We start from the raw sequence: 21,070 nt of genomic DNA, 5'->3' as shown, positions 1-21,070 counted from the left end.
TAGCCGATTGTCGTAACGATTGGCAACGGGGGATTCGCATTTTTCTGTGGGATGCCAACAATAAAGGGATGCCAACAATAAAATCAGGGCCCGGACTCTCGTGGCGGGCTCAATGGCGGGCCGGCCGAATGCAGATTGAAATATATCTTCAAAATCAGACACTTAAAGACAATAATGGCGGACAGAGAGGGATTCGAACCCTCGGTACGCTTTCACGTACACACGCGTTCCAGGCGTGCGCCTTCAACCACTCGGCCACCTGTCCTTTGGCGGTCTGCATCGGCGAAGATGCAAATCGTCGGAACGGCGCGATATATACCGATGAATTTTTGCCGATCAACCCAAATCTAACAGTTTTTTGACTTCTTCCGGTAAAAGTGCGCTCTGGCCCTCCATTGTAGCTCCACCCCTCCATAACTATCTTTTGTAGAGGTTGACGAATGGCGCGGCTGGCCAGGAAAATGCCTGGCATGTTTGATCGCCGGAGAGTTTGATGCGTTTCCTTTTGCGTTTGGCAAGTCTCGTTGCGCTGGCCGTCGCCGTCATCGCCGGTACGATTGATTCCATTCAGTCCGTTGCCGCGTCGTCGGTAGTTATCACTCCCATGGGTGACGCATGGCAGGACCTTAGCCCCTCGTCGCTGGAAACCCTTCAATCGACCATCGCCTATTACATCCATCCGCGCTTCTACACGCTTGCCTTCCAGTGGCTGATGCTCCAGCCGGCCTTTGCCGTGTTCCTGGTGCTGTCGCTGATGTTGTGGATGGTGGGCTACAAGAAGCCCTCGGTGGCTGGCCGCTTTGCGGCATGACAAGCGGTCTTGGCGAACCCAAATTTGCCGAGAAAAATCGCAAGCCGGTGATGATTTTGTACAAAATTCAGCCCGCGTGAGCTGATTTTTGGCAATTGCGGCAAATCTTTACCAGTCGAAAAATTTCTCGTGAATTTTTTTTTGAGCCATGCAAGGATGCGCCCAGCCAGGCCTCCGGGGGGAGGTCGGTGGTTCCGCAGACATGCCTAAACGGCTTGCGGGAGGACCCAAACAATTAGAAACAATAGGGCTGCAACTCATGAAAAAATCCCTTCTGACTCTCCTGGCCGTGGCTGCCATGTCCACGACGGCGCTCGCCGCCGACGTCAAGCCGGCGCTCGTGTACGGCACCGGCGGGAAGTTCGATAAGTCGTTTAACGAAGCAGCCTACAACGGCGCCGAAAAGTTCAAGAAGGAAACCGGGATCGCTTATCGCGACTTCGAGCCGACCGGCGACACCCAGGGCGAGCAGGCCATCCGTAACTTCGCGAGCCGCGGCTTCAACCCGGTTATCGCTGTCTCCTTCGCCTGGACTTCGGCAATCGAGAAGGTCGCAGCCGAATTCCCCGACACGAAGTTCGTCATCGTTGACGCCGTCGTTGACAAGCCGAACGTTCGTTCTGTCGTCTACAAGGAAGAAGAAGGCTCCTTCCTCGTCGGCACGCTGGCCGGCCTCGCTTCGAAGACCGGCAAGGTTGGCTTCGTCGGCGGCATGGACATTCCGCTGATCCGCAAGTTCGAATGCGGTTATGAGCAGGGCGCCCGCTCGGTCAAGGCCGATGTCGAAGTGTTCCAGAACATGACCGGCACGACGGGCGCTGCCTGGAACGACCCGGTTCGTGGTGGCGAGCTCACCAAGAACCAGATCGACCAGGGCGCTGATGTCATCTACGCGGCAGCCGGTGCGACCGGCCTCGGCGTCCTGCAGACAGCAGCCGACAACAAAAAGCTCTCGATCGGCGTCGACAGCAACCAGAACCATCTGCACCCGGGCTCCGTCCTGACCTCGATGGTCAAGCGCGTCGACCTTGCTGTCTACAACGGCTTCAGCGACGTCAAGGCTGACAAGTTCACGGCCGGCGTTCTCGCGCTCGGCGTCAAGGAAGACGGCGTTGCAGCCGCCATGGACGACAACAACAAGGCATTGATCACGCCTGACATGCAGGCTGCTCTCGACAAGGCCAAGGAAGGCATCATCGCGGGGACCATCAAGGTTCACGACTATACCTCGGACAATGCTTGCCCGAAGTGATCCGTGACTGAGACGGGCGTATGGCGGATCCGTTCCGCCATACGCCCTTTTCGTATTTGGAGCCTGCTGTGACAGACACGCCCGCTATCGAACTTGTGGGCATCGACAAGAAATTCGGTGCCGTTCATGCCAACAAAGACATCAATCTTACCGTCGCCAAGGGCACGATTCACGGCATCATCGGCGAGAACGGTGCCGGCAAATCGACCCTGATGTCGATCATCTATGGCTTCTACCATGCCGACGCCGGTGAAATCCGCGTCAACGGCAATCCCGTCACCATCAAGGACAGCCAGGCCGCGATCGCGACCGGCATCGGGATGGTGCACCAGCACTTCATGCTGGTCGACAATTTCACGGTGCTCGAGAACATCATGCTCGGTGCCGAGGGCGGCGCCCTGCTCGCCAAAGGCGTTTCTTCCGCGCGCGCCGAGCTGCGCCGCCTTGAGAAGGACTATGGCCTCGAAGTGAACCCCGATGCGCTCATTGAAGAGCTTCCGGTCGGGCTGCAGCAGCGCGTCGAGATCCTCAAAGCCATGTACCGCGGCGCCGAGATCCTCATCCTCGACGAGCCGACCGGCGTGCTGACGCCTGCCGAGGCAGACCATCTTTTCAAGATCCTTCGCGTCCTTCGCGACCAGGGCAAGACGGTCATTCTGATCACCCACAAGCTACGCGAGATCATGGCGATCACCGATACGGTGTCGGTCATGCGCCGCGGCGAGATGGTCGCGACCCGCAAGACTTCCGAGACGACGGTCGAGGAGCTGGCCGAACTGATGGTCGGCCGCCGCGTCCTGCTGCGCGTGCAGAAGGGCGAAGCCAATCCAGGCAAGGTGATCCTGTCGGCTCGCAACCTGACCGTTAAGGACAATCGCGGCGTCACCATGGTCGACAACGTCTCCTTCGACGTCCGAGCCGGCGAGATCGTCGGTATTGCCGGCGTCGCTGGCAATGGGCAGTCCGAACTCTTGGAGGCAATTGCCGGCATCCGCAAGCCGCATTCCGGCGAGATTTTCCTCGACAACCAGCCAATCGACAAGGCCGATCCGGCGCGGCTCAGGGAGCTCGGCCTCGCTCACATTCCCGAAGATCGTCATCACATGGGGCTGGTGCTGAAGTTCGAGGAGTACGAGAACTCGGTTCTCGGCTACCATCGCAATCCCGGCTACAGCAAGGGGCCGCTGCTTGATCTCGACGCGATCCGCAAGGACGCGATGGAGAAGATCGAGAAATACGACATTCGTCCGCCGAACCCGCGCCTGAAGACAGCGAACTTCTCCGGCGGCAACCAGCAGAAGATCGTCGTGGCGCGCGAAATCGAGCGCGATCCGACGGCCCTGATCATCGGCCAGCCGACGCGCGGCGTCGATATCGGCGCGATCGAGTTCATTCACCGCCGGATCATCGAGATGCGCGACGCGGGCAAGGCGATCCTGCTCGTCTCCGTCGAACTCGACGAAATCCGCGCCCTTTCAGACCGTATCCTTGTCATGTTTGCCGGCCACGTGGTCGGTGAGAAGACGCCCGATGCCGGTGAACAGACCCTCGGCCTGATGATGGCCGGCATTGCCGCGTGAGGCCTCGATGAGCACTGCTTCCGTTCCACTTCCAAATTGGATCAACTACGGCCTCATCCCGCTGTTGAACCTGTTCGTTGCCTTCCTGATCTCCGGCTTTGTCGTCTGGCTGATCGGAGAGAGCCCGCTTGCGGCCCTGTCGCTGCTGATAGAAGGCGCGCTTGGCAGCGGCGAAGGTATCGGCTTTACGCTTTATTACGCGACGAGCTTCATCTTCACCGGCCTCTCCGTTGCCGTCGCCATTCATGCCGGCCTGTTCAATATCGGCTCGGAAGGTCAGGCCTATCTCGGCGGCCTCGGCTGCGCCCTGGTAGCGCTGGCGCTCGACCACTATGTCCCATGGTATGTGACCATGCCGGTAGCGGTTGTCGGTGCTGGCCTGTTTGGTGCGGCCTGGGCCTTCATTCCGGCCTTCCTGCAAGCAAAGCGCGGCAGCCACATCGTCATCACCACCATCATGTTCAACTATATCGGCGCGGCGCTGATGGTCTACCTGCTGGTGCATGTGCTGATCGTGCCTGGCAAGATGGCGCCGGAAACCCGCACCTTCCTTGAAGGCGGCCAGTTGCCGAAACTCGGCTGGCTGATGGACCTGTTCGGCGCCAAGCTCGGCGCCGCGCCGTTCAACGTTTCCTTCCTCATTGCGCTGGTTGCGGCCTATTTCGTCTGGCTGCTGATCTGGCGTACCAAGCTCGGTTTCGAGATGCGCACGCTTGGCGTCAGCCAGAGCGCGGCAGCCTATGCCGGCATCCCCTACCCTCGCATCGTCATGATTGCGATGCTGCTGTCCGGCGCGCTTGCGGGCATGATGGCGCTGAATCCGGTCATGGGATCCTCGGCCCGTCTGCAGGTGGAGTTCGTCGGCGGTGCTGGTTTCGTTGGTATCGCCGTGTCGCTGATGGGCAGAAACCATCCGGTCGGGATCATCTTCTCGGCGATCCTCTTCGGCATCCTCTATCAGGGTGGCGACTGGATCTCCTTCGAGATGCCCAATATCACGCGCGAAATGATCCTTGTCATTCAGGGTCTCGTGATCCTCTTTGCCGGCGCGCTTGAATACATGTTCCGCCCCGCGATGGTTCGCGTCTACCAACAGTTCAAGGCCGCGTGAGGGAACGCACGATGGATTATTATGACATCTTCATCAGCGTCCTCAGCTCCACGATCCGCCTGTCGATCCCGCTGATCTTCACGGCGCTGGCAGGGCTGTTTTCCGAGCGGGCAGGCATCTTCGATATCGGCCTCGAGGGCAAGATGCTCGGATCGGCGTTTGCGGCGGCCTGCGTTGCTTACCTGACCGGTTCGCCATGGCTCGGTCTCGGCGCCGGCATCGTCTGCTCCGTGGCGCTCAGCCTCGTGCACGGCTTCGCCTCGATCACCAACCGCGGCAACCAGATCATCTCGGGCGTGGCGATCAACTTCTTCGTCGCCGGTATCACGATCGTTCTCGGCGGCGCCTGGTTCGGCCAGGGCGGCCGCACGCCGCAGCTGCTTCCTGAGGCTCGCTTTGTGCCGATCGTGCTGCCTGGCGCCGATGCCATCCGCGATATTCCGATCATCGGCCCGCTTTATGCCAACGTGATTTCCGGCAACAACATCCTGACCTATCTCGCTTTCTTCGCGGTTCCGCTTTCCTGGTGGATCCTCTACCGCACGCGCTTCGGCCTGCGGCTGCGCGCCGTCGGCGAGAATCCGGGCGCCGTCGACACGGCTGGCATTTCGGTCACCTGGCTGCGCTATCGCGCCGTCATGTGCGCCGGCATCCTCTGCGGCTTCTCCGGAACCTATCTCGCGATCGCGCAGTCGGCGGCTTTCATCAAGGATATGTCGGCCGGCAAGGGCTACATCGCGCTTGCGGCGCTGGTCTTTGCCAAATGGAAGCCGGTGCCTGTCATGTTCGCCTGCCTGCTCTTCGGCTTTCTCGATGCGCTGGCAAACTTCATGCAGGGCAAGCAGGTGCCACTGATCGGCGAAGTGCCGGTGCAGATCTTCCAGGCGCTGCCTTATATCCTGACCTGTGTCCTGCTCGCCGGCTTCATCGGCGTGGCAATCCCGCCCAAGGCGGGTGGTGTCCCCTATACGAAGGAACGTTGAGAACATGTCCCACGATCTTTTCGAGGCCGCTCGCGGCGCCATGGCTTTCGCTCATGCTCCCTATTCGAAGTTCCCGGTCGGCGCGGCTATTCGCGCTGAGGACGGAAAGGTCTATACCGGCGCCAACATCGAGAACTTGTCTTTCCCTCAAGGTTGGTGCGCGGAACCGACGGCCATCAGCGCCATGATCATGGGCGGCGCGAAGAAGATCGTCGAAATGGCTGTCATCGCCGAAAAGCTGCCGCTTTGCCCACCCTGCGGCGGCTGTCGGCAGAAGATCTCGGAGTTCGCCTCCAAGGACACGAAGATCTACCTCTGCGATGAGGTCGGCGTGCAGAGGACGATGACCATGGACGAACTTCTGCCGTTCAGCTTCGAGACTGAACTCGGATGAGCGGCGCGCTCGACGTGCTTGCCGGAAGGCTCGGCGGCCTTTCGCCGCGCTACGGTATCGTGCTTGGCTCCGGTCTCGGTTCGCTTGTCGGCGAGGTGACGGACGCGCAACGGATTCCATACCGCGACTTGCCGGGCTTCCCGGTCAGCGCGGTTTCGGGTCATGCCGGAGAAGTGGTTGCCGGTTCGCTTGGCGGTGTGCCGGTTGTCATGCTGTCCGGTCGCGTGCACTTCTATGAGAAGGGCGATGCCGGCGCGATGAGGCTGCCCATCGAAGTTCTCAAGGGTCTTGGCATCGAGACCCTGATCCTGACCAATTCCGCGGGATCGCTACAAGACGACATGCCGCCCGGTTCGGTCATGCAGATTAGCGATCACATCAACTATTCTGGCATGAACCCGCTGATCGGCGAGGAAAGCGATCGCCGTTTTGTCGGCATGACGAGCGCCTATGATGCCAGCCTTGCCGACAAGATGCGCAAGGCCGCCGAGAAACTCGGCATCCCCTTGGCACAGGGCGTCTACATGTGGTTTTCCGGCCCAAGCTTCGAGACACCGGCTGAAATCCGCATGGCCCGTATCCTCGGCGCGGATGCGGTTGGGATGTCGACCGTGCCGGAGGTCATTATCGCGCGAATGCTGGGCTTAAGGGTTGCAGCGGCGTCGGTAATCACCAACTATGGAGCGGGCATGACCGGTGGTGAACTGAGCCATGAGGAGACCAAGGATATGGCTCCGATCGGCGGCTCCCGCCTCGCCGCCATCCTAAGAGAGATGATTGCAGGAGAAAGCGAACAATGACCACTCATTCCAGCAAGGAGACCGCCGCTGTCGCCCTCTCTCTCCTCGATCTCACCAACCTCAAGGATGATTGCACCGAGGCTCAGATCGACGCGCTGTGCGCCCGGGCGCAGACCCCTTATGGCAACACGGCAGCGATCTGCATTTGGCCGCGCTTCGTTGCCCGCGCACGCGCCCAACTCGGCACCGCTCATCCGGTGCGGATCGCAACCGTGGTCAACTTCCCATCGGGCGAAATGGAAATCGCCGACGTTGCCGCCGAAACGCGCGAGGCGATTGCCGACGGCGCCGATGAAATCGACCTCGTCATTCCCTATCGCAAGTTCATGACGGGTAGCGGCAAGGCCGTTACCGACATGGTGACGGCCATCCGCGCCGAGTGCAAGGATCCGATCCTGCTGAAGGTCATTCTCGAAACCGGCGAAATCAAGGATGCGGCGCTGATCCGTCGCGCCGCCGAACTCGCCGTCGACGCGGGTGCCGACTTCATCAAGACGTCGACCGGCAAGGTCGCCGTCAATGCGACGCTCGAAGCAGCTGACATCATGCTTCGGGTCATTCGCCAAAGTGGTCGAAAGGTCGGCTTCAAACCGGCGGGTGGTATCGGGTCGGTGGCCGACGCGGCGCTCTATCTGAGCCTCGCAGAAACGATCCTGGCACCCGATTGGCCGATGCCATCCACCTTCCGTTTTGGCGCATCCGGACTGCTCGACGACATTCTTGCCGTTCTCAGCGGCACGCAGTCCGCGCCTGCCGCTGCATCGAGCTATTGAAATGATCCCTCAGGAGATCATCCGCCAGAAGCGAAACGGCGGAACGCTTTCCACAGAAGACATCCAATCGTTCATCGCCGCGCTTGCTTCCGGTCAGCTCTCCGAGGGGCAGATCGGCGCCTTCGCCATGGCGGTCTGGTTCAGGGGCATGTCGCGCGAGGAGGTGGTGGCGCTGACGCTGGCCATGGCGCGTTCGGGCGACACGCTGAGCTGGACAGACATCGACCGGCCGATCGCCGACAAGCACTCGACAGGCGGCGTCGGCGACAATGTTTCGCTGATGCTGGCGCCGATCGCGGCCGCATGCGGCCTGGCCGTCCCGATGATATCGGGTCGTGGCCTCGGCCACACCGGCGGCACCCTGGACAAGCTCGAGAGCATTCCCGGCTACACCATCACGCCTGATGCAACGGTTTTCCGCAAGGTCGTGAAGGATGTCGGCTGCGCCATCATCGGTCAGACTGGCGCGCTTGCTCCCGCCGATGGCAAGCTCTATGCCATCAGGGATGTGACGGCGACGGTCGACTCGATCCCTCTCATCACTGCCTCAATCCTTTCAAAGAAGCTCGCGGCCGGACTGCAGACCTTGGTGCTCGACGTCAAGGTCGGCACCGGCGCCTTCATGGCCGAGCCGAAAGACGCAGAGATGCTGGCACGCGCGCTCGTCGATGTCGCCAACAGCGCGGGGGTGCGGACGTCGGCGCTGATCACCGACATGAACCAGCCGTTGGCGGATGCGGCAGGAAACGCCGTGGAGATCCGCAACTGCCTGGATTTTCTGGCAGGCAGGAAGAAGAACACCCGGCTGGAGGCTGCCGTTCTGGCGTTTGCGGCCGAGATGCTGATGGAATCAGGCGTGGCCTCCTCAGTGCAGGATGGCGAAACGCGAGCCGCTGACGCCGTTTCGTCGGGTAGGGCCGCCGAATGCTTTGCCCGCATGGTGCGCCTGCTCGGCGGCCCCTCAGACCTCCTGGAAGAGTCGGACAAATACCTTGTCCACGCGCCGGTAACCAAGGCGGTTCTCGCGACTCAATCCGGTTGGCTCTCCGGCTGCGACGTTCGTGAGATCGGCATGACCGTCGTCGACCTCGGGGGCGGACGACGGCATCCCGAGGACAGGATCGATCACCGGGTCGGTGTATCCGACATTTTGCCGCTTGGCACCCGTGTCGAACAGGGCGATCCGATTGCGCTGGTACATGCAGCCAACGAGGATGCCGCAGACGCGTCAGTCGCCGCGCTGGCTGCCAACTACAGGATCGGCGAGCGTCATCCCGCCATCCCTGATGTCGTTTGCGAGCGCATTGCGGCTATTGCCTGAGGCGGACGCACTCAACTGCGGAACAGGAGGCACGACTGGCGCGCTACGCCCTTTTCGGAAGCCTGAAACACGACTTCGGCGGCTATTTTCCAGCAAAGCAACCATGAGATGCTTATGCGGCGTATAAATTCGCCCTTACGATGAGTTCGCCGTTTACTTGCATTGAAATTGCGCAGAATATTAGCGCATGGGAGGAAGCCCTCGGGCCTTCACTCTCCATAATTTGCGCCCGAACGACTTTCTCCCTCGGCTCAAGGGAGGACTAATCATGAGGCGGACTTTGCTGTACGCAGCGTCGGCTGCGGTACTGTCGCTGGGCGTTACACATGCATTTGCGCAGTCGGGCGGCGTTGAGAAAGCGGTAGGCGGCTATGATTTTGTCGAGGCCGCCAAGGAAGCGTCCGGCACGAAAGATTTTCATTCGGCTGACGGTCATTTGACCTTCGCGATTGTGACGCATACGGCAGGCAATGGCTTTTTTGACCCCGTTTACGTCGGCGCAACCGTTGCCGGCAACATGATCGGTGCCAAGATCCTGTTACTCGGCTCGGAATCACCAGTTGACGATCCGGCGCGCGAAATCGAGATCCTGAACCAGATTGTCCAGGACCCGACAATCGACGGCATCATCATGACGACGCCGCAAGTCGGTGCCTACAACGACATCGTCAAGGCCGCCGAGAAGGCCGGCATTCCCATCGCCACAACCAACTCGTTCGACGCAACCATCTTGAACCGCAGTGGCATAAGCCATACCGGCCAGGACGCGTCAGCCGCAGCCATCGGAGGCGAGGCGCTTGCCAAGTGCGTGCTTGATAGCGGCGCGACCAGCGGCTCGATTCTCCTGCCGTCGTCGACCGCGATGGGCAACATCGAGGTCAATAATCGCGTGACCGCCGCCTTCAACGCAATCGTCAAGACGCTGAAGGATGCCGGCAAGCTTGACGCGTTCAAGGTGGATGCCGGGCCGGAGAATGTTGGCATCGACACGAATCCGAACGACCCCGTCAACGCGCTTGTTTCGCTATTTGAGTCGCGTGGTGACGCAGTCGGTGCGTTTACAGCCAACAATGTCTTCACGCCGCCGCTCGTGAAGGCGGTCGCACAGATGGGGAAGACCGGCAAGTTCTGCGCCTTTGGTTTCGATCTCGGCCCGGCACAGCAAGAGGGGATCGCGGCTGGAAATCTCACTGGCTCGCTGGGACAGCAACCCTTCCTGCAGGGCTTCTGGCCCGTCATGCAGCTTTACCTCCAGATCGATCGCGGCATTTCCGCCGCCAACCTGGACACGCGTGCCCAATTGGTGACGAAGGATAACGTCGCCAAAGTCGGCAAGCGCTTCGAGAACTAGCCATTCTGAACGCCTGGAAATCGATGCGGGGGATGCAAAATCCCCCAGCATCGCGACGGCAAGGTTGATCGGTGGATACCATGGCGCCCACGACGACATCGCTAGGCCGTGCGCCACCTCAGCTCGTCGGCGGCTGGGAGGCGGGGCTGCTGATCTTTCTCGCCCTGCTCTATCTCGGTGGAGCTCTTGTTAATCCGGCTTTTTTTGGGTCTGCGGAAGCCCTCCTGGCGCTGCTGCGCGATACATCCCGTGTCGGGATCATCGCCGTTGGAATGACCTTTGTTATCGCCAACAAGGATCTCGATCTTTCGGTCGGTTCCACCTACGGCCTCATCGCCGTGGTTTTTGCCAGGCTCTTTGCGTCTGATGCTCTCGATTTCGGTGTCATCGAGTGCGCAATCTTCTGCTTGCTGCTCGGTACCGTGATTGGCCTCCTCAACGGCATCCTTGTAACGATCCTGAGAGTGCCGGCCTTCATCGCAACGCTGACCATGCTTTTCATCGGTCGCGGCTTCGTTCTCGCGCTTACGCACGGTCAGGCGATCTACTATTCCAGCAAGGCGAAAGACTACCCGCTCTTCTTCCGTCTCGGAGAGATAAATACTCTCGGTTTCAACAACCAGATCGCAGTCTTCCTCCTCGTCGCCGTCGTCGGTGCCTATGTGCTCGCTAAAACCCGGTGGGGCTATGAGACCTTCGCGACCGGCGGCAACGAGCAGGCTGCGGCCTATGCCGGCATCAACACGCGGTGGGTGCGAATTCGCGCTTACCTACTCTCATCACTTTGCGCGACGCTTTCCGCGCTCCTGGCAGCGGCGCAGGACAAGGGTGTCACCCCCCTCTACGGCGTCAGCTGGGAACTGACCGTTATCGCTTCGGTCGTCATTGGCGGCGCATCGATCCTCGGCGGGCGTGGGCGGGTATTCGGGTCTTGCCTCGGCGCCGCAGTCGTTGTGTTGATCGACAAGGTGTTGCGTGAAGGCTGGCCGATCACGCGCACGGTCGTTATCGATGGCGAGAATGTTGCCGTCGGCGCGAGGTTTACCTTACCCGCCGGGGCCGTATTGGTTTTCCTGGGCCTGCTCCTTGTCACGGCGGTGCTTATCGAGCCCTTCCTCATTCGACGTCAGATCGCGACTCGGTTTTGGGCCTGGCTCCGCGGTCGACCGCCGCCGCCGGCCTACGAAACCGGCGGCGTGGCACTGGAAGGCGTTCAGACCAAAGGAGCGATGGCGACCGACATGGCTCTCTCGGCCACGGGGCTCGGCAAGTTCCTCGCGCGCCGTGACGCGCTGGCCATCATCCTGACTGTGGTGCTCTGGCTGACCGGCTTGGCGCTGAGGCCGGACTACTGGTGGAACTTGCCCAACACCTTCGCGATCCTGCTCAACTATACCGAACTTGCACTCATTACCGTCGGGCTCACCTACGTCATTGCAGCCGGGGATATCGATCTCTCCGTGGGCGCCGTGCTTGCGCTTGCCGGCAGCACCGCCGCCTATTTCCTGAAGGTACTGGGCGCCGATCCGTTTACAGCCGTGGCGATGGGTCTGCTGGCGGGGACGGCTGCCGGCCTCGTCAACGCCGTCGTCACGGTCGGCTTCAAGCTGCCCGCGTTCATCGCCACACTCGGCATGTTCTACATTGCCCGCGGTCTTGCCGCCTGGTTCGTGGCAGGCCAGCAGCTGACCGGCTGGCCGGAGGGCTACAACCTGCTTGGCCGCAAGGTGAACGACGTTCTCCTGCATTTCGGCTTTTCGCTGCCGTCGGGAATCGTTCGCGCGGTGGCAGAGGTCGTCAGTGTCCAGACGATCTTCATGTTTCTCGTCGCTCTCGTCGCCGGCGTCATACTTGCCTACACACCATTCGGACTGAAGGTCTGCGCTGCCGGTGGCAACGTCCGCGCAGCCGCCTATGCCGGCATCAACACCAACCGCGTGCGCTTCCTCTCCCTGATGCTGGCAGCGCTCTGCTCCACCATGGCCGGGATCATCAACGTCGCTTACTTCCGTAGCTTCAACCCGGTTGCCGGCCAATTCCGAGAGCTTGACGCCATTGCCTCCGTCATCATCGGCGGTGGATCGATCTTTGGCGGTTACGGCACGATGATCGGCTCGCTTGCAGGTGCAGCCGTGATCACGCTCGTCCGGGCGCTTCTACAGCTCAATGTCCAGGGCTTCAGCATGCCCCAACACTGGATCAATGTTTTCATCGGGCTCATCCTTATCGTCGCCGTGCTGATCGACATATGGGTACGGCAGGCCAATCTCTTCGCGCGACTGCGGGCCCGTGTCGCGACAGCTGCGCCAACCGGAGAACGCATCCATGGCTGACGCAGAGCCCCTACGGCCCATCGTGGAAATGCGGGGCATCGAGAAGGCCTTCGGAGCCGTGCAAGCGCTCCGCAAAGTCGATCTCGCGCTTTTTCCCGGCGAGATCCTCGGGCTGGTTGGCGACAATTCGGCTGGCAAGTCGACGCTGATGAAGATCCTGACCGGCGCCTACCAGCGCGATGCCGGCGAAATCCTGGTTGCCGGACAGCCGGTGTACTTCAAGAGCCCGCACGAGAGTCGGGAAGCAGGAATCGAAATGATCTACCAGGACTTCGCGCTCTGCGGGAACATGGATGTCGGCCAGAACATCTTCCTTGGCCGCTGGCCCCTCAGGGGGCCCTTCGTCGACCGGCGAAAGATGTATGCCGAGGCGGACAGCGTACTGAAGCGTCTCAAGGTCGACGTGAATTCCGTCTATCAGAAGGTCGAGAGTCTGTCGGGCGGCCGCCAGCAATCCGTGGCGATTGCCCGCGCGATCTCTTTTGAACCGCGAGTCGTGATTCTCGACGAGCCGACCGCCAACCTTTCCGTCATGGCGACCGAACGACTGCTCGAAACCATGCTGGAGCTGAAGAAGCAAGGCGTTGCCCAGATCATTATCTCGCATCGTCTGGTCGACATTTTTGCGGTAGGCGATCGCGTCATGGTTCTCAAGCGCGGCGAGTATGTGGGCGACCGCTACGTCAAGAACACGGACGAGCATGAGGTCCTGGAGATCATTGTCTCCGGAACGCGAGAGAGTGCGCGGACCGCCGACCAAGCAAGAAACACAGATCCGTCATGACGCCGTAGGTCACCGTTTATTGCTTCAGGCTGAGCGATCCGTCCGCAACGGAATAGGAAGCAAGCTTCTTGAGGAAGCTCATGCCAACGAGCGTGGAGGTAAGGGCGTCATCCTTCAGCACGAAAGCTTCCACCTCCCGCACGCGGATGCCGCCGATTTCCACCCGATCAAGCGTCACATGCGCTGCCTTCGTCTGCCCGTTGGCGGTGTCGACCGAATAGCGAAAATCCAGCTGGTTGCCGGTATAACCAAGCCTCCGAGCGAAGCTCTCGTTCAGAGCGACATAGGTTGCGCCCGTATCGATCAGACCCTGCACCGGTCGACCGTTGATCTTGAAGTCTCCGGAGTAATGCCCTTGGGCGTCGGCTCGAAGCCGCATTGTGCCGCCAGCGGCGGCCGTGGCAGGCGCCTGATCGGCGCTGCCGGTAACGAAGTTGGCCGAAAGAGCCACTTCGCCGCCGCGCTTTTCCATGATGGATGGAATTTGCGTCGCAAGCACTGCGGCAACGCTTGCAAAAATGACGGTACGCACGAGCATCGGGACAGAAATCCTTCCTGTATAAACCCCGCGTCATGCGTGGCCATGCTTACAGGTTCTACGCCATAATTGCTGATAAGTTGCTAATGCCAGCAAGGCCAATGGCCCGGCAAACTTGTCCGGGCCACAGGCAACAATGAACTTGGTAAACGAATTGCGAATTACTTCGTGCCGTACATGCGGTCGCCCGCATCGCCGAGACCAGGCATGATGTAACCCTTCTCGTTCAGGTGGCTGTCGATCGAGGCCGTGAAGACCGGCACGTCGGGATGCGCGTCGCGGAAGTTCTTGATGCCCTCAGGTGCGGCCAGAAGGCAGAGGAAGCGAATGTTATGCGCGCCACGCTCCTTCAGCTTATCGATCGCGGCGATCGACGAATTGCCGGTGGCAAGCATCGGGTCAACGACGATGATCAAGCGCTCGGAGATATCTTCAGGCGCCTTGAAATAATATTCGACGGGCTGCAGCGTTTCATGGTCACGGTAGACGCCGATATGCGAAACGCGCGCCGACGGCACGAGATCGAGCATGCCTTCAAGAAGGCCGTTTCCGGCACGCAAAATCGAGGCGAAGACAAGCTTCTTGCCTTCGAGGATCGGCGACTCCATTGTCTGCAGCGGTGTCTCGATGGTTTCCATCGTGAGCTCCAGATCGCGGGTCACTTCGTAGCAGAGCAGCGTCGAGATTTCACGCAGGAGTCGGCGGAAACTCCCGGTCGATGTCTCCTTGCGCCGCATGATCGTGAGTTTGTGCTGCACAAGCGGGTGATCGATGACCGTTACGCCGTCCATGGCCAGAGCCCTTCCTATCGTTGTTCTTATCGGATGTTTCTTTCATGGAAATTGCCTCCGCCGCAAGAGCGGAGGCCATTTTGCAACGCTGATCCCCAGGGCTGGGGGATCACATCCGGGCAAACAGCGCCTGGCGCGTTGGCTCATCGACGAAGGCTGCTTCGATGCCGGTTCGGGTCAACTCGTTGATTGCGGCATCGTTGAAGCCGAAGGCGTCAGCGGCCAATTCGTACTCGCGCTCCAGCGAAGTATGGAAGAACGGCGGATCGTCGGAACTGATCGTCACGCGGACACCAGCCTCCTTGAGCTTTCGCAAAGGGTGAGATGTGAAGTCCGGAAAGACCTTCAGGGCAATATTCGAGCCGGGGCAAACCTCCAGCACGGTTCCGAGATCGGCGAGCCGCTTGACGAGATCCGTGTCCTCGATCGCACGGACGCCATGTCCGATGCGCGAAGGCCTGACAACGTCGAGCGCATCGGCAACGCTGAAGGCGCCGCAGACTTCACCAGCATGGATGGTAAGGCCGAGCCCTGAATCGCGGGCGATGTCGAAAGCACGTGCATAGTCGGCAACCCGACCCATCCGCTCCTCGCCAGCAAGATTGAAGCCGGAGATCAGCGGGTTTTTCGCCTTGGCGGCATATTCGGCTGCGCCGATGACACTTTCCGGGCCGAAATGCCTCTCACCAGTGACGATCAGGCGTGCCTCGATGCCGCTTTTGCTCTTTGCACGACGGATGCCTTCGCACACGCCCTCGATGTAGGCGTCGGCGCCAAGCCCGATCCGCTTGCCGTGATCAGGAGAGACGATCAGCTCGCTGTAGATGGTGCCGATACCCGCGAGCTCATTCAGATATGTTTCGGTCAGCAGCGCATAGTCTTCCTCGGTCTTGTAGACCTCGGAGACCTTGTCGTAGCACTCGAGGAAGCTCGCAAAGTCATGCCAGACATAGACGCCATCCGCGAGATACGCGCTGATGTCGATGTTGTATTTCCGGGCCTGCGCCAAGGTCAGCGCCGGTGGCGCGGCACCCTCCAGGTGGCAGTGCAGCTCGACCTTCTTCAAATGCGACGTCATAGAAAACTTCTCCCGTGTGCCCCCGGCGGAATCCGCAAGTGGCGGGCGATCGTCTCGCCAATGTCGGCGTAGGTGGTGCGAATGCCGATATCGCGAGATCGCATTCCAGGTCCGTAGGCAATGATCGGCACGCGTTCGCGCGTATGATCTGTTCCGCGCCATGTCGGGTCGCAACCGTGATCAGCGGTCAGAATAACAAGGTCGCCGGGCTTCAGCTTGCCGCCGACCTCGGGCAGCCTGGCGTCGAAGGCTTCAAGCGCAGCGGCATAGCCCGCGACGTCCCGGCGGTGGCCGTAGACCATGTCGAAATCGACAAAGTTGGTGAAGACCAGCTCGCCATCTTCAGCAGTATCCATGGCCGTGAGGCTGGCGTCCATCAACGCCTCGTTGCCGTTCGCCTTGATCACTCGGGATACACCCTTATGCGCAAAGATGTCGCCGATCTTGCCAATGGCATGGACCTTGCGGCCTTCCTTCACAAGCCGATCGAGAAGCGTCGGCTCCGGCGGCGGCACCGAAAAATCGCGACGGTTTCCGGTGCGCTGAAACTTCGAGGCCGTTTCCCCAACGAATGGCCGAGCGATGACGCGACCGATATTGTATTGGTCGAGCAGCGCCCGCGCGATCGCGCAAAAGGTCATCAGCCTGTCGAGGCCGAAATGTGTCTCGTGCGCGGCAACCTGGAAGACGGAGTCTGACGAGGTGTAGCAAATCAGCTTTCCGGTCCGGATATGCTCTTCGCCGTGGCGGGCAATGATGTCGGTGCCGGAGGCGTGGCAGTTGCCCAGAATTCCTGGAACATCAGCCGCCCTGCAGAGCGCCTCGATGAGCTGCGCCGGAAACGCTTCGCCTTCCGTCGGAAAGTACCCCCAGTCGAATGTCACCGGCGTCCCAGCGATCTCCCAGTGACCCGATGGCGTGTCCTTGCCGCGGGAAACTTCACTGGCGGAACCGAACATAGCGTAGGTTTTTTCTGGCACCGGCATCCCGGCCGGGAAGCGACCCGAGGCGGCCTTGGCAAGATGGACCAGACCCAGGGCTGACATATTCGGAAGCTTGAGGGGGCCGGAGCGCAATCCCTCGCGATCACCGGCACCGGCCGCGCAGAATTCCGCGATGTGTCCGAGCGTGTTGGCACCCTCATCGCCATAGGCAGTCGCATCGGGCGCGCCGCCGACACCAAATGAATCCAGAACAAAAAGAAAGGCTCGCGCCATGCTCCACCCAGCGACAAAAATTGACGGCCCGCGTAGTGCGGGCTGCTGCTGCTCAAGCCTTATAACGGTGGAGGGCGCTTGGCAAACGAGCTTGGGACCTCAGCAATCGCCACACGTGACAGTCGGGCTCGCCCGCGGCAGATAGAGGTAGCTGCGGCTGATGGTGATCGTGCTGTCGTTCGGCACCAAATAGGGCGCGAACAAGAAGAGCTTATAGGGAACGCTGAGTTCGGTGCGGACCAAAAAGGTATTGGCCTTCTTCATCTCGGTCGGTATCGTCGTGGCAGAATTTAATGCGTAAGGACGGCTGCCATCCTGGGCCCAGGACCATGCCACCTTTGCGGTTGCAGTACCGTCGATCGCGATGCCAGTGATCTTCACCACGAGACCTGTAGAGCCATAGGGTACGAACGCCGCAGTGGCGACCGCCGGCATATCGGTGAGCCAGACCTTGGTCACGCTTTTTTGTTGGGTCACGATGTCGGTGATCATCCCAGCCGCTCGACTGGCGCGCTTGCTGATGCTGAGACCAACGGTGATCTCAAAGGCGCCAACGTACAGCATCACTAGGATCGGGAACAGGATGGCGAATTCGATCGCGCCCACGCCTTGGCGATCCCGAATGAAGCGTCTTGCGAGACTGTGAAGTTGAATCACCGCGCCACGAGCTACCATCAGTACTGCTCGTTCTGGAAGGCTGTCGTGGCGACGATCAGGAAATAGGAGGAGGAGCCGTCGGTGGGGCGGACGCTGCTAATGTAAGGTCGGATCAGATCGGTGATAATCTGCCAGCGGTAGTAGGCCCTGACCATGTTGATCGTACCCGATCCGCCAGGCAGGTACTTGAAGTCAGAGGTCTTGATATCTGCATAGGTGCTGGTGGACGTTCTCGGTATCGTCGTGGGAACGGCGGCAAACGTGCTGAAGTTCTGCACGTCGATGAACAGCTTGCTTGGCGTCGCAACTTCTGTCGAAGAGCATGTTATCAGAATTGCGATCTCATTGCAGAACGCCGTCCGGAATGCCGTTGCATTCGTGTTTGCAGGTGTGATCTGTCCTGTCCGCATCTTTCTGCTCATCGTATCGACGGCATTGGACACCAATTGCTCGCCGGCGAACGCGACGAACGTCTCGATGATGGCAAAGACAACCATGAAATAGGGAATAGCCAGGAGAGCGAATTCGATCGCCGCTGCACCGTCACGCGAGCGCGAAAATGCGGTCAATCGCGGCCTCTTCCACCGATGAAGGCGGGCGGTCGCGTCCGCTACGTTATCCGTTTCCTTCATGGCATGCATCCGAGGACAGCTACGACTACACTGTTGTAAGGTGTGATCGTTGATTTTCCGTTTCAGGTCGGATCAGAAGTTTAACGGAAAATGTCGTTTGATGGCTGTCACTCGCCCGCCGCTGCGGTTTCAGCGCCTTGCTGGCTGTGCTGTTCGCAATTTGGGGTACAGGAAAGAACCGAGCGCTCCGTCTGGCGGAAGACGCGGACCGTGTTTGCCTCGTCGATCGATACCAGGATGCTCTCATCCAGAATTGCGTTACCGTCAGCATCCAGCAGCACAAGGTTGGTCGTTCCGAAACTGCGCCCGGTCAGGACGATCGTCTTGGAATCAGCGACCGTTGCGTCCGCCACCTTTGCGTTGCCTACAATCACCTTGCTTACCGGACGGTCGAGCTTCAAAACACGCGCTTGATCCATGTAGACGCGCAGTATGTCCTGTTGAGCGAGCGCGGATCCACCTAGGCCGAGGATGGCAAAAAAGCAGGCGGGAATGATCCTCTTGCCACTCGGCGACATTTTCGATCTCTTTCGGGTTTCGGCGATTTCACGGAACAGGATGAGAAAAATTGGTGAATGAAGCCTTAAACCTATTCAAATTTGTCCATGATGCCGGCTTTGTGAACCAGATAGAAACAGCTTTTCGCTAGCGAAGTGCCTCTTTCCGGTCCTCGCGCGTTCGCGCAAGATTATCTTTGGAACATCACAAGCGTCGATTACTGCGCGACATGCTAGATTTTCGTCAAATTCTAAGTAACCAGGAAAGAAAATACTTACCACTCTAGATCGTCTAGTCGTGTTTACGAACCAGTAACCCAACTCTTTAAGTTGATGGAAACAGGCGTTGGCTAAATTGTGGCAATCCGATCAACGGCAACAGTTGGCGGACGTGCTGAACCTCAACTGGAGTAGGAGTTACCATGACCAAGCTTGTTAGCCGTTTTCTGAAGGACGAATCCGGCGCGACCGCAATTGAATACGGCCTGATCGCAGCGCTGATCTCCGTCGCCCTCATCACCGGCGCCAGTGCACTCGGCGGCAAGTTGAACGTTCTGTTCAACAACCTTTCCGTGACCATGAACTCGGCAGCCTCCAAGGCTCCGGCTGCCGTTCCCTGATCAGCGGCTTAAGGCGGCGGCGAGACCGCGCTTTGCCTAAGTGAAAATCGGGCTCACAGTTAACGCTGTGAGCCTTTCTATTCATGGGGATTCAACGGAATGATCTCGGCAGTCGTATTTGTGATTTTCCCACTCTGCCTTGCCATCGCTGCGTTCTCGGACCTGTTCACGATGACGATCCCCAACCGTGCGTCAGTAATTCTCGCTGTGACGTTCCTCGGAGTCGCAACAGCGACAGGAATGCCCTTCATTGTGTTGGGGACGCACTTGGTTGCTGCGTTTGCAGTTCTCGCCGTCTGCTTTGTCCTATTCGCCCTAAATATCATGGGTGGCGGCGACGCAAAGCTGCTCGCCGCGGCGGCCCTCTGGTTCGGCTTTGGCCCGGCTCTTATTGAATTTCTGGTTTATGTCGGCGTCTTCGGCGGCATCATCACTCTTTTGATCCTCCTGATCCGTACACAAGCCCATGTTATCCTGGCGGTCGGGCTACCGGTTCCGAGTTCGATTCTTCTCGCCAAGAAAATCCCATACGGTATTGCTATCGCCGCGGGCGGCTTTATTGCCTTTCCCTCCTCACCGATCTTTGTTGCGGCATTAGAAGGCCTGAAATAGCGTCATTTAAGCCTCCGTTAACTTAAGATCGAAGGTTTTCATTAACCATAATTACACCAATTGTGAGCCATTCTTCGGGTGAATACCGCGAATCCCCGAGGAATGATCGATGAGACCCGCCCGCCTTTTGATACTTGGAGTGGCTGTCGTTGCTGCCGGCCTTGCTGGTGTGCTGGCGATGACGCTCGCGGGCCGCGGCTCCGTTGTCACCCAAGTTCAATCGGTGGTCGAAAAGGAGCCAACCGTCAGTGTGCTCGTCTCCAGCGCCAACCTTCCGGTCGGCGCGCGATTGGATGACAAGGCGGTTCACTGGATGGGGTGGCCACAGAGCGGCGTCGTCCAGGGCTTTATCACCGAAGCGGACAAGCCTGATGCCCTGAAAGACCTGCAGGGTGCCGTCGTCCGCTTTCCGATTTTCGAGGGCGAGCCGATCCGCGCGGAAAAGATCGCCGACTCAAACAGCCGCATCATGTCTTCGCTCCTGCCTTCCGGAAAACGTGCGGTCGCAACCGAAATCTCGGTTTCGACGGGTGCCGGCGGCTTCATCCTGCCGAACGACCGCGTCGACGTCATCATGGTTCGCAAGGCCAAGGAGGCGGACAAGTATCTGACAGAGACCGTGCTCAGCAACGTCCGCGTGCTGGCGATCGACCAGCAGATTCAGGAAAAGGAAGACGGCTCGAAAGCCGTAGTCGGCACGACCGCAACACTGGAACTGACGCCCGACCAAACCAAGGTGCTGGCCGTTGCGCAACAGATGGCGGACCGGCTGTCACTGGCCTTGCGCTCGGTCGCCGATGCCCAGGAACAGGATACCAGCGCTGCGGACTATCTCCTCAGCGGCGACAACGGCAGTGCCATCGTCCAGGTCATCAAATCAGGCTCAATCGTTACAGACGCCGCCAGCGCGCCGAAGGCCGAGTAAAGGAAATGGG

At 59.7% G+C, this 21,070-nt stretch carries 21 protein-coding genes, 1 tRNA gene and 1 pseudogene; 15 read left to right on the top strand and 8 right to left on the bottom strand.

Features of this window, described 5'->3' with window-relative positions; all coding sequences use genetic code 11:
* Nucleotides 1-175: 175 nt before the first annotated feature.
* Nucleotides 176-265, bottom strand: a tRNA-Ser gene (locus tag FHT97_RS15450).
* Between the two features lie 228 nt (nucleotides 266-493).
* Here FHT97_RS15450 and FHT97_RS15445 point away from each other — a divergent pair.
* The 12 genes from FHT97_RS15445 to FHT97_RS15390 all read left to right on the top strand — a co-directional run bounded on the left by FHT97_RS15445 (nucleotide 494) and on the right by FHT97_RS15390 (nucleotide 13,493).
* Entirely contained in the window at nucleotides 494-811 is a 318-nt protein-coding gene (locus FHT97_RS15445; RefSeq protein ID WP_183753619.1) for a hypothetical protein, read from the top strand.
* Between the two features lie 259 nt (nucleotides 812-1,070).
* Nucleotides 1,071-2,063 carry a BMP family ABC transporter substrate-binding protein gene (locus tag FHT97_RS15440; RefSeq protein ID WP_016552315.1) on the top strand — a complete coding sequence of 331 codons (993 nt, stop codon included), beginning with the start codon at nucleotides 1,071-1,073 and terminating at the stop codon, nucleotides 2,061-2,063.
* Between the two features lie 68 nt (nucleotides 2,064-2,131).
* Entirely contained in the window at nucleotides 2,132-3,643 is a 1,512-nt protein-coding gene (locus tag FHT97_RS15435) for an ABC transporter ATP-binding protein (RefSeq protein ID WP_183753621.1), read from the top strand.
* 7 nt (nucleotides 3,644-3,650) lie between these two features.
* A complete protein-coding gene (locus tag FHT97_RS15430) occupies nucleotides 3,651-4,754 on the top strand; it encodes an ABC transporter permease (RefSeq protein ID WP_183863368.1) in 1,104 nt (367 codons plus the stop codon).
* A gap of 11 nt (nucleotides 4,755-4,765) precedes the next feature.
* Nucleotides 4,766-5,737, top strand: coding sequence for an ABC transporter permease (locus FHT97_RS15425; RefSeq protein ID WP_183863367.1), 972 nt, complete (start codon nucleotides 4,766-4,768; stop codon nucleotides 5,735-5,737).
* 4 nt (nucleotides 5,738-5,741) lie between these two features.
* Nucleotides 5,742-6,131: a cytidine deaminase gene (locus FHT97_RS15420; RefSeq protein WP_183863365.1), complete on the top strand. Its 390-nt coding sequence runs from the start codon at nucleotides 5,742-5,744 to the stop codon at nucleotides 6,129-6,131.
* A complete protein-coding gene (locus FHT97_RS15415) occupies nucleotides 6,128-6,931 on the top strand; it encodes a purine-nucleoside phosphorylase (protein WP_183863363.1) in 804 nt (267 codons plus the stop codon). Before FHT97_RS15420 ends, FHT97_RS15415 begins: the two co-directional genes overlap by 4 nt.
* Complete coding sequence (deoC, locus tag FHT97_RS15410) at nucleotides 6,928-7,704, top strand: deoxyribose-phosphate aldolase (RefSeq protein WP_183753631.1); 777 nt, start codon at nucleotides 6,928-6,930, stop codon at nucleotides 7,702-7,704. The genes FHT97_RS15415 and deoC overlap by 4 nt, the downstream gene beginning before the upstream one ends.
* A gap of 1 nt (nucleotide 7,705) precedes the next feature.
* Entirely contained in the window at nucleotides 7,706-9,025 is a 1,320-nt protein-coding gene (gene deoA, locus FHT97_RS15405; protein ID WP_183863361.1) for a thymidine phosphorylase, read from the top strand.
* Nucleotides 9,026-9,293: 268 nt separating this feature from the next.
* Nucleotides 9,294-10,376: a substrate-binding domain-containing protein gene (locus FHT97_RS15400; RefSeq protein ID WP_183753635.1), complete on the top strand. Its 1,083-nt coding sequence runs from the start codon at nucleotides 9,294-9,296 to the stop codon at nucleotides 10,374-10,376.
* An 80-nt stretch (nucleotides 10,377-10,456) separates the two neighbouring features.
* Nucleotides 10,457-12,709, top strand: coding sequence for an ABC transporter permease (locus FHT97_RS15395; RefSeq protein WP_183863359.1), 2,253 nt, complete (start codon nucleotides 10,457-10,459; stop codon nucleotides 12,707-12,709).
* Nucleotides 12,702-13,493: an ATP-binding cassette domain-containing protein gene (locus FHT97_RS15390; RefSeq protein WP_183753639.1), complete on the top strand. Its 792-nt coding sequence runs from the start codon at nucleotides 12,702-12,704 to the stop codon at nucleotides 13,491-13,493. Before FHT97_RS15395 ends, FHT97_RS15390 begins: the two co-directional genes overlap by 8 nt.
* Before the next feature lie 16 nt (nucleotides 13,494-13,509).
* Here FHT97_RS15390 and FHT97_RS15385 read toward each other — a convergent pair.
* From FHT97_RS15385 to FHT97_RS15355, 7 genes and pseudogenes are all read right to left on the bottom strand, one after another.
* Nucleotides 13,510-14,068, bottom strand: a pseudogene (locus tag FHT97_RS15385) (TIGR02281 family clan AA aspartic protease).
* Nucleotides 14,069-14,192: 124 nt separating this feature from the next.
* Nucleotides 14,193-14,822, bottom strand: coding sequence for a uracil phosphoribosyltransferase (upp, locus tag FHT97_RS15380; protein ID WP_016552306.1), 630 nt, complete (start codon nucleotides 14,820-14,822; stop codon nucleotides 14,193-14,195).
* A gap of 109 nt (nucleotides 14,823-14,931) precedes the next feature.
* Nucleotides 14,932-15,900 (bottom strand): adenosine deaminase, encoded by a 969-nt coding sequence (locus FHT97_RS15375; protein WP_183863355.1) that lies wholly within the window; start codon nucleotides 15,898-15,900, stop codon nucleotides 14,932-14,934.
* Nucleotides 15,897-17,117, bottom strand: coding sequence for a phosphopentomutase (locus FHT97_RS15370; protein WP_183863353.1), 1,221 nt, complete (start codon nucleotides 17,115-17,117; stop codon nucleotides 15,897-15,899). Before FHT97_RS15370 ends, FHT97_RS15375 begins: the two co-directional genes overlap by 4 nt.
* 99 nt (nucleotides 17,118-17,216) lie before the next feature.
* Nucleotides 17,217-17,792: a TadE/TadG family type IV pilus assembly protein gene (locus tag FHT97_RS15365; protein WP_183753647.1), complete on the bottom strand. Its 576-nt coding sequence runs from the start codon at nucleotides 17,790-17,792 to the stop codon at nucleotides 17,217-17,219.
* Entirely contained in the window at nucleotides 17,792-18,406 is a 615-nt protein-coding gene (locus FHT97_RS15360) for a TadE/TadG family type IV pilus assembly protein (RefSeq protein WP_183753649.1), read from the bottom strand. The genes FHT97_RS15365 and FHT97_RS15360 overlap by 1 nt, the downstream gene beginning before the upstream one ends.
* Before the next feature lie 107 nt (nucleotides 18,407-18,513).
* Nucleotides 18,514-18,924 carry a pilus assembly protein N-terminal domain-containing protein gene (locus FHT97_RS15355; RefSeq protein WP_183863351.1) on the bottom strand — a complete coding sequence of 137 codons (411 nt, stop codon included), beginning with the start codon at nucleotides 18,922-18,924 and terminating at the stop codon, nucleotides 18,514-18,516.
* A 401-nt stretch (nucleotides 18,925-19,325) separates the two neighbouring features.
* Between FHT97_RS15355 and FHT97_RS15350 the strand changes: the two genes are divergently transcribed.
* The 3 genes from FHT97_RS15350 to cpaB all read left to right on the top strand — a co-directional run bounded on the left by FHT97_RS15350 (nucleotide 19,326) and on the right by cpaB (nucleotide 21,060).
* Nucleotides 19,326-19,523: a Flp family type IVb pilin gene (locus tag FHT97_RS15350; protein WP_183863349.1), complete on the top strand. Its 198-nt coding sequence runs from the start codon at nucleotides 19,326-19,328 to the stop codon at nucleotides 19,521-19,523.
* 99 nt (nucleotides 19,524-19,622) lie between these two features.
* A complete protein-coding gene (locus FHT97_RS15345) occupies nucleotides 19,623-20,135 on the top strand; it encodes a prepilin peptidase (protein ID WP_183863347.1) in 513 nt (170 codons plus the stop codon).
* Between the two features lie 109 nt (nucleotides 20,136-20,244).
* Nucleotides 20,245-21,060: a Flp pilus assembly protein CpaB gene (gene cpaB, locus FHT97_RS15340; protein WP_183863345.1), complete on the top strand. Its 816-nt coding sequence runs from the start codon at nucleotides 20,245-20,247 to the stop codon at nucleotides 21,058-21,060.
* Nucleotides 21,061-21,070 lie beyond the last annotated feature (10 nt).

The organism is Rhizobium sp. BK399 (assembly GCF_014194695.1).
Classification (GTDB): Bacteria; Pseudomonadota; Alphaproteobacteria; order Rhizobiales; family Rhizobiaceae; genus Rhizobium.
Note: the sequence above shows the minus strand (reverse complement) of the source record. Positions and strands in the feature narration are given on the sequence as shown.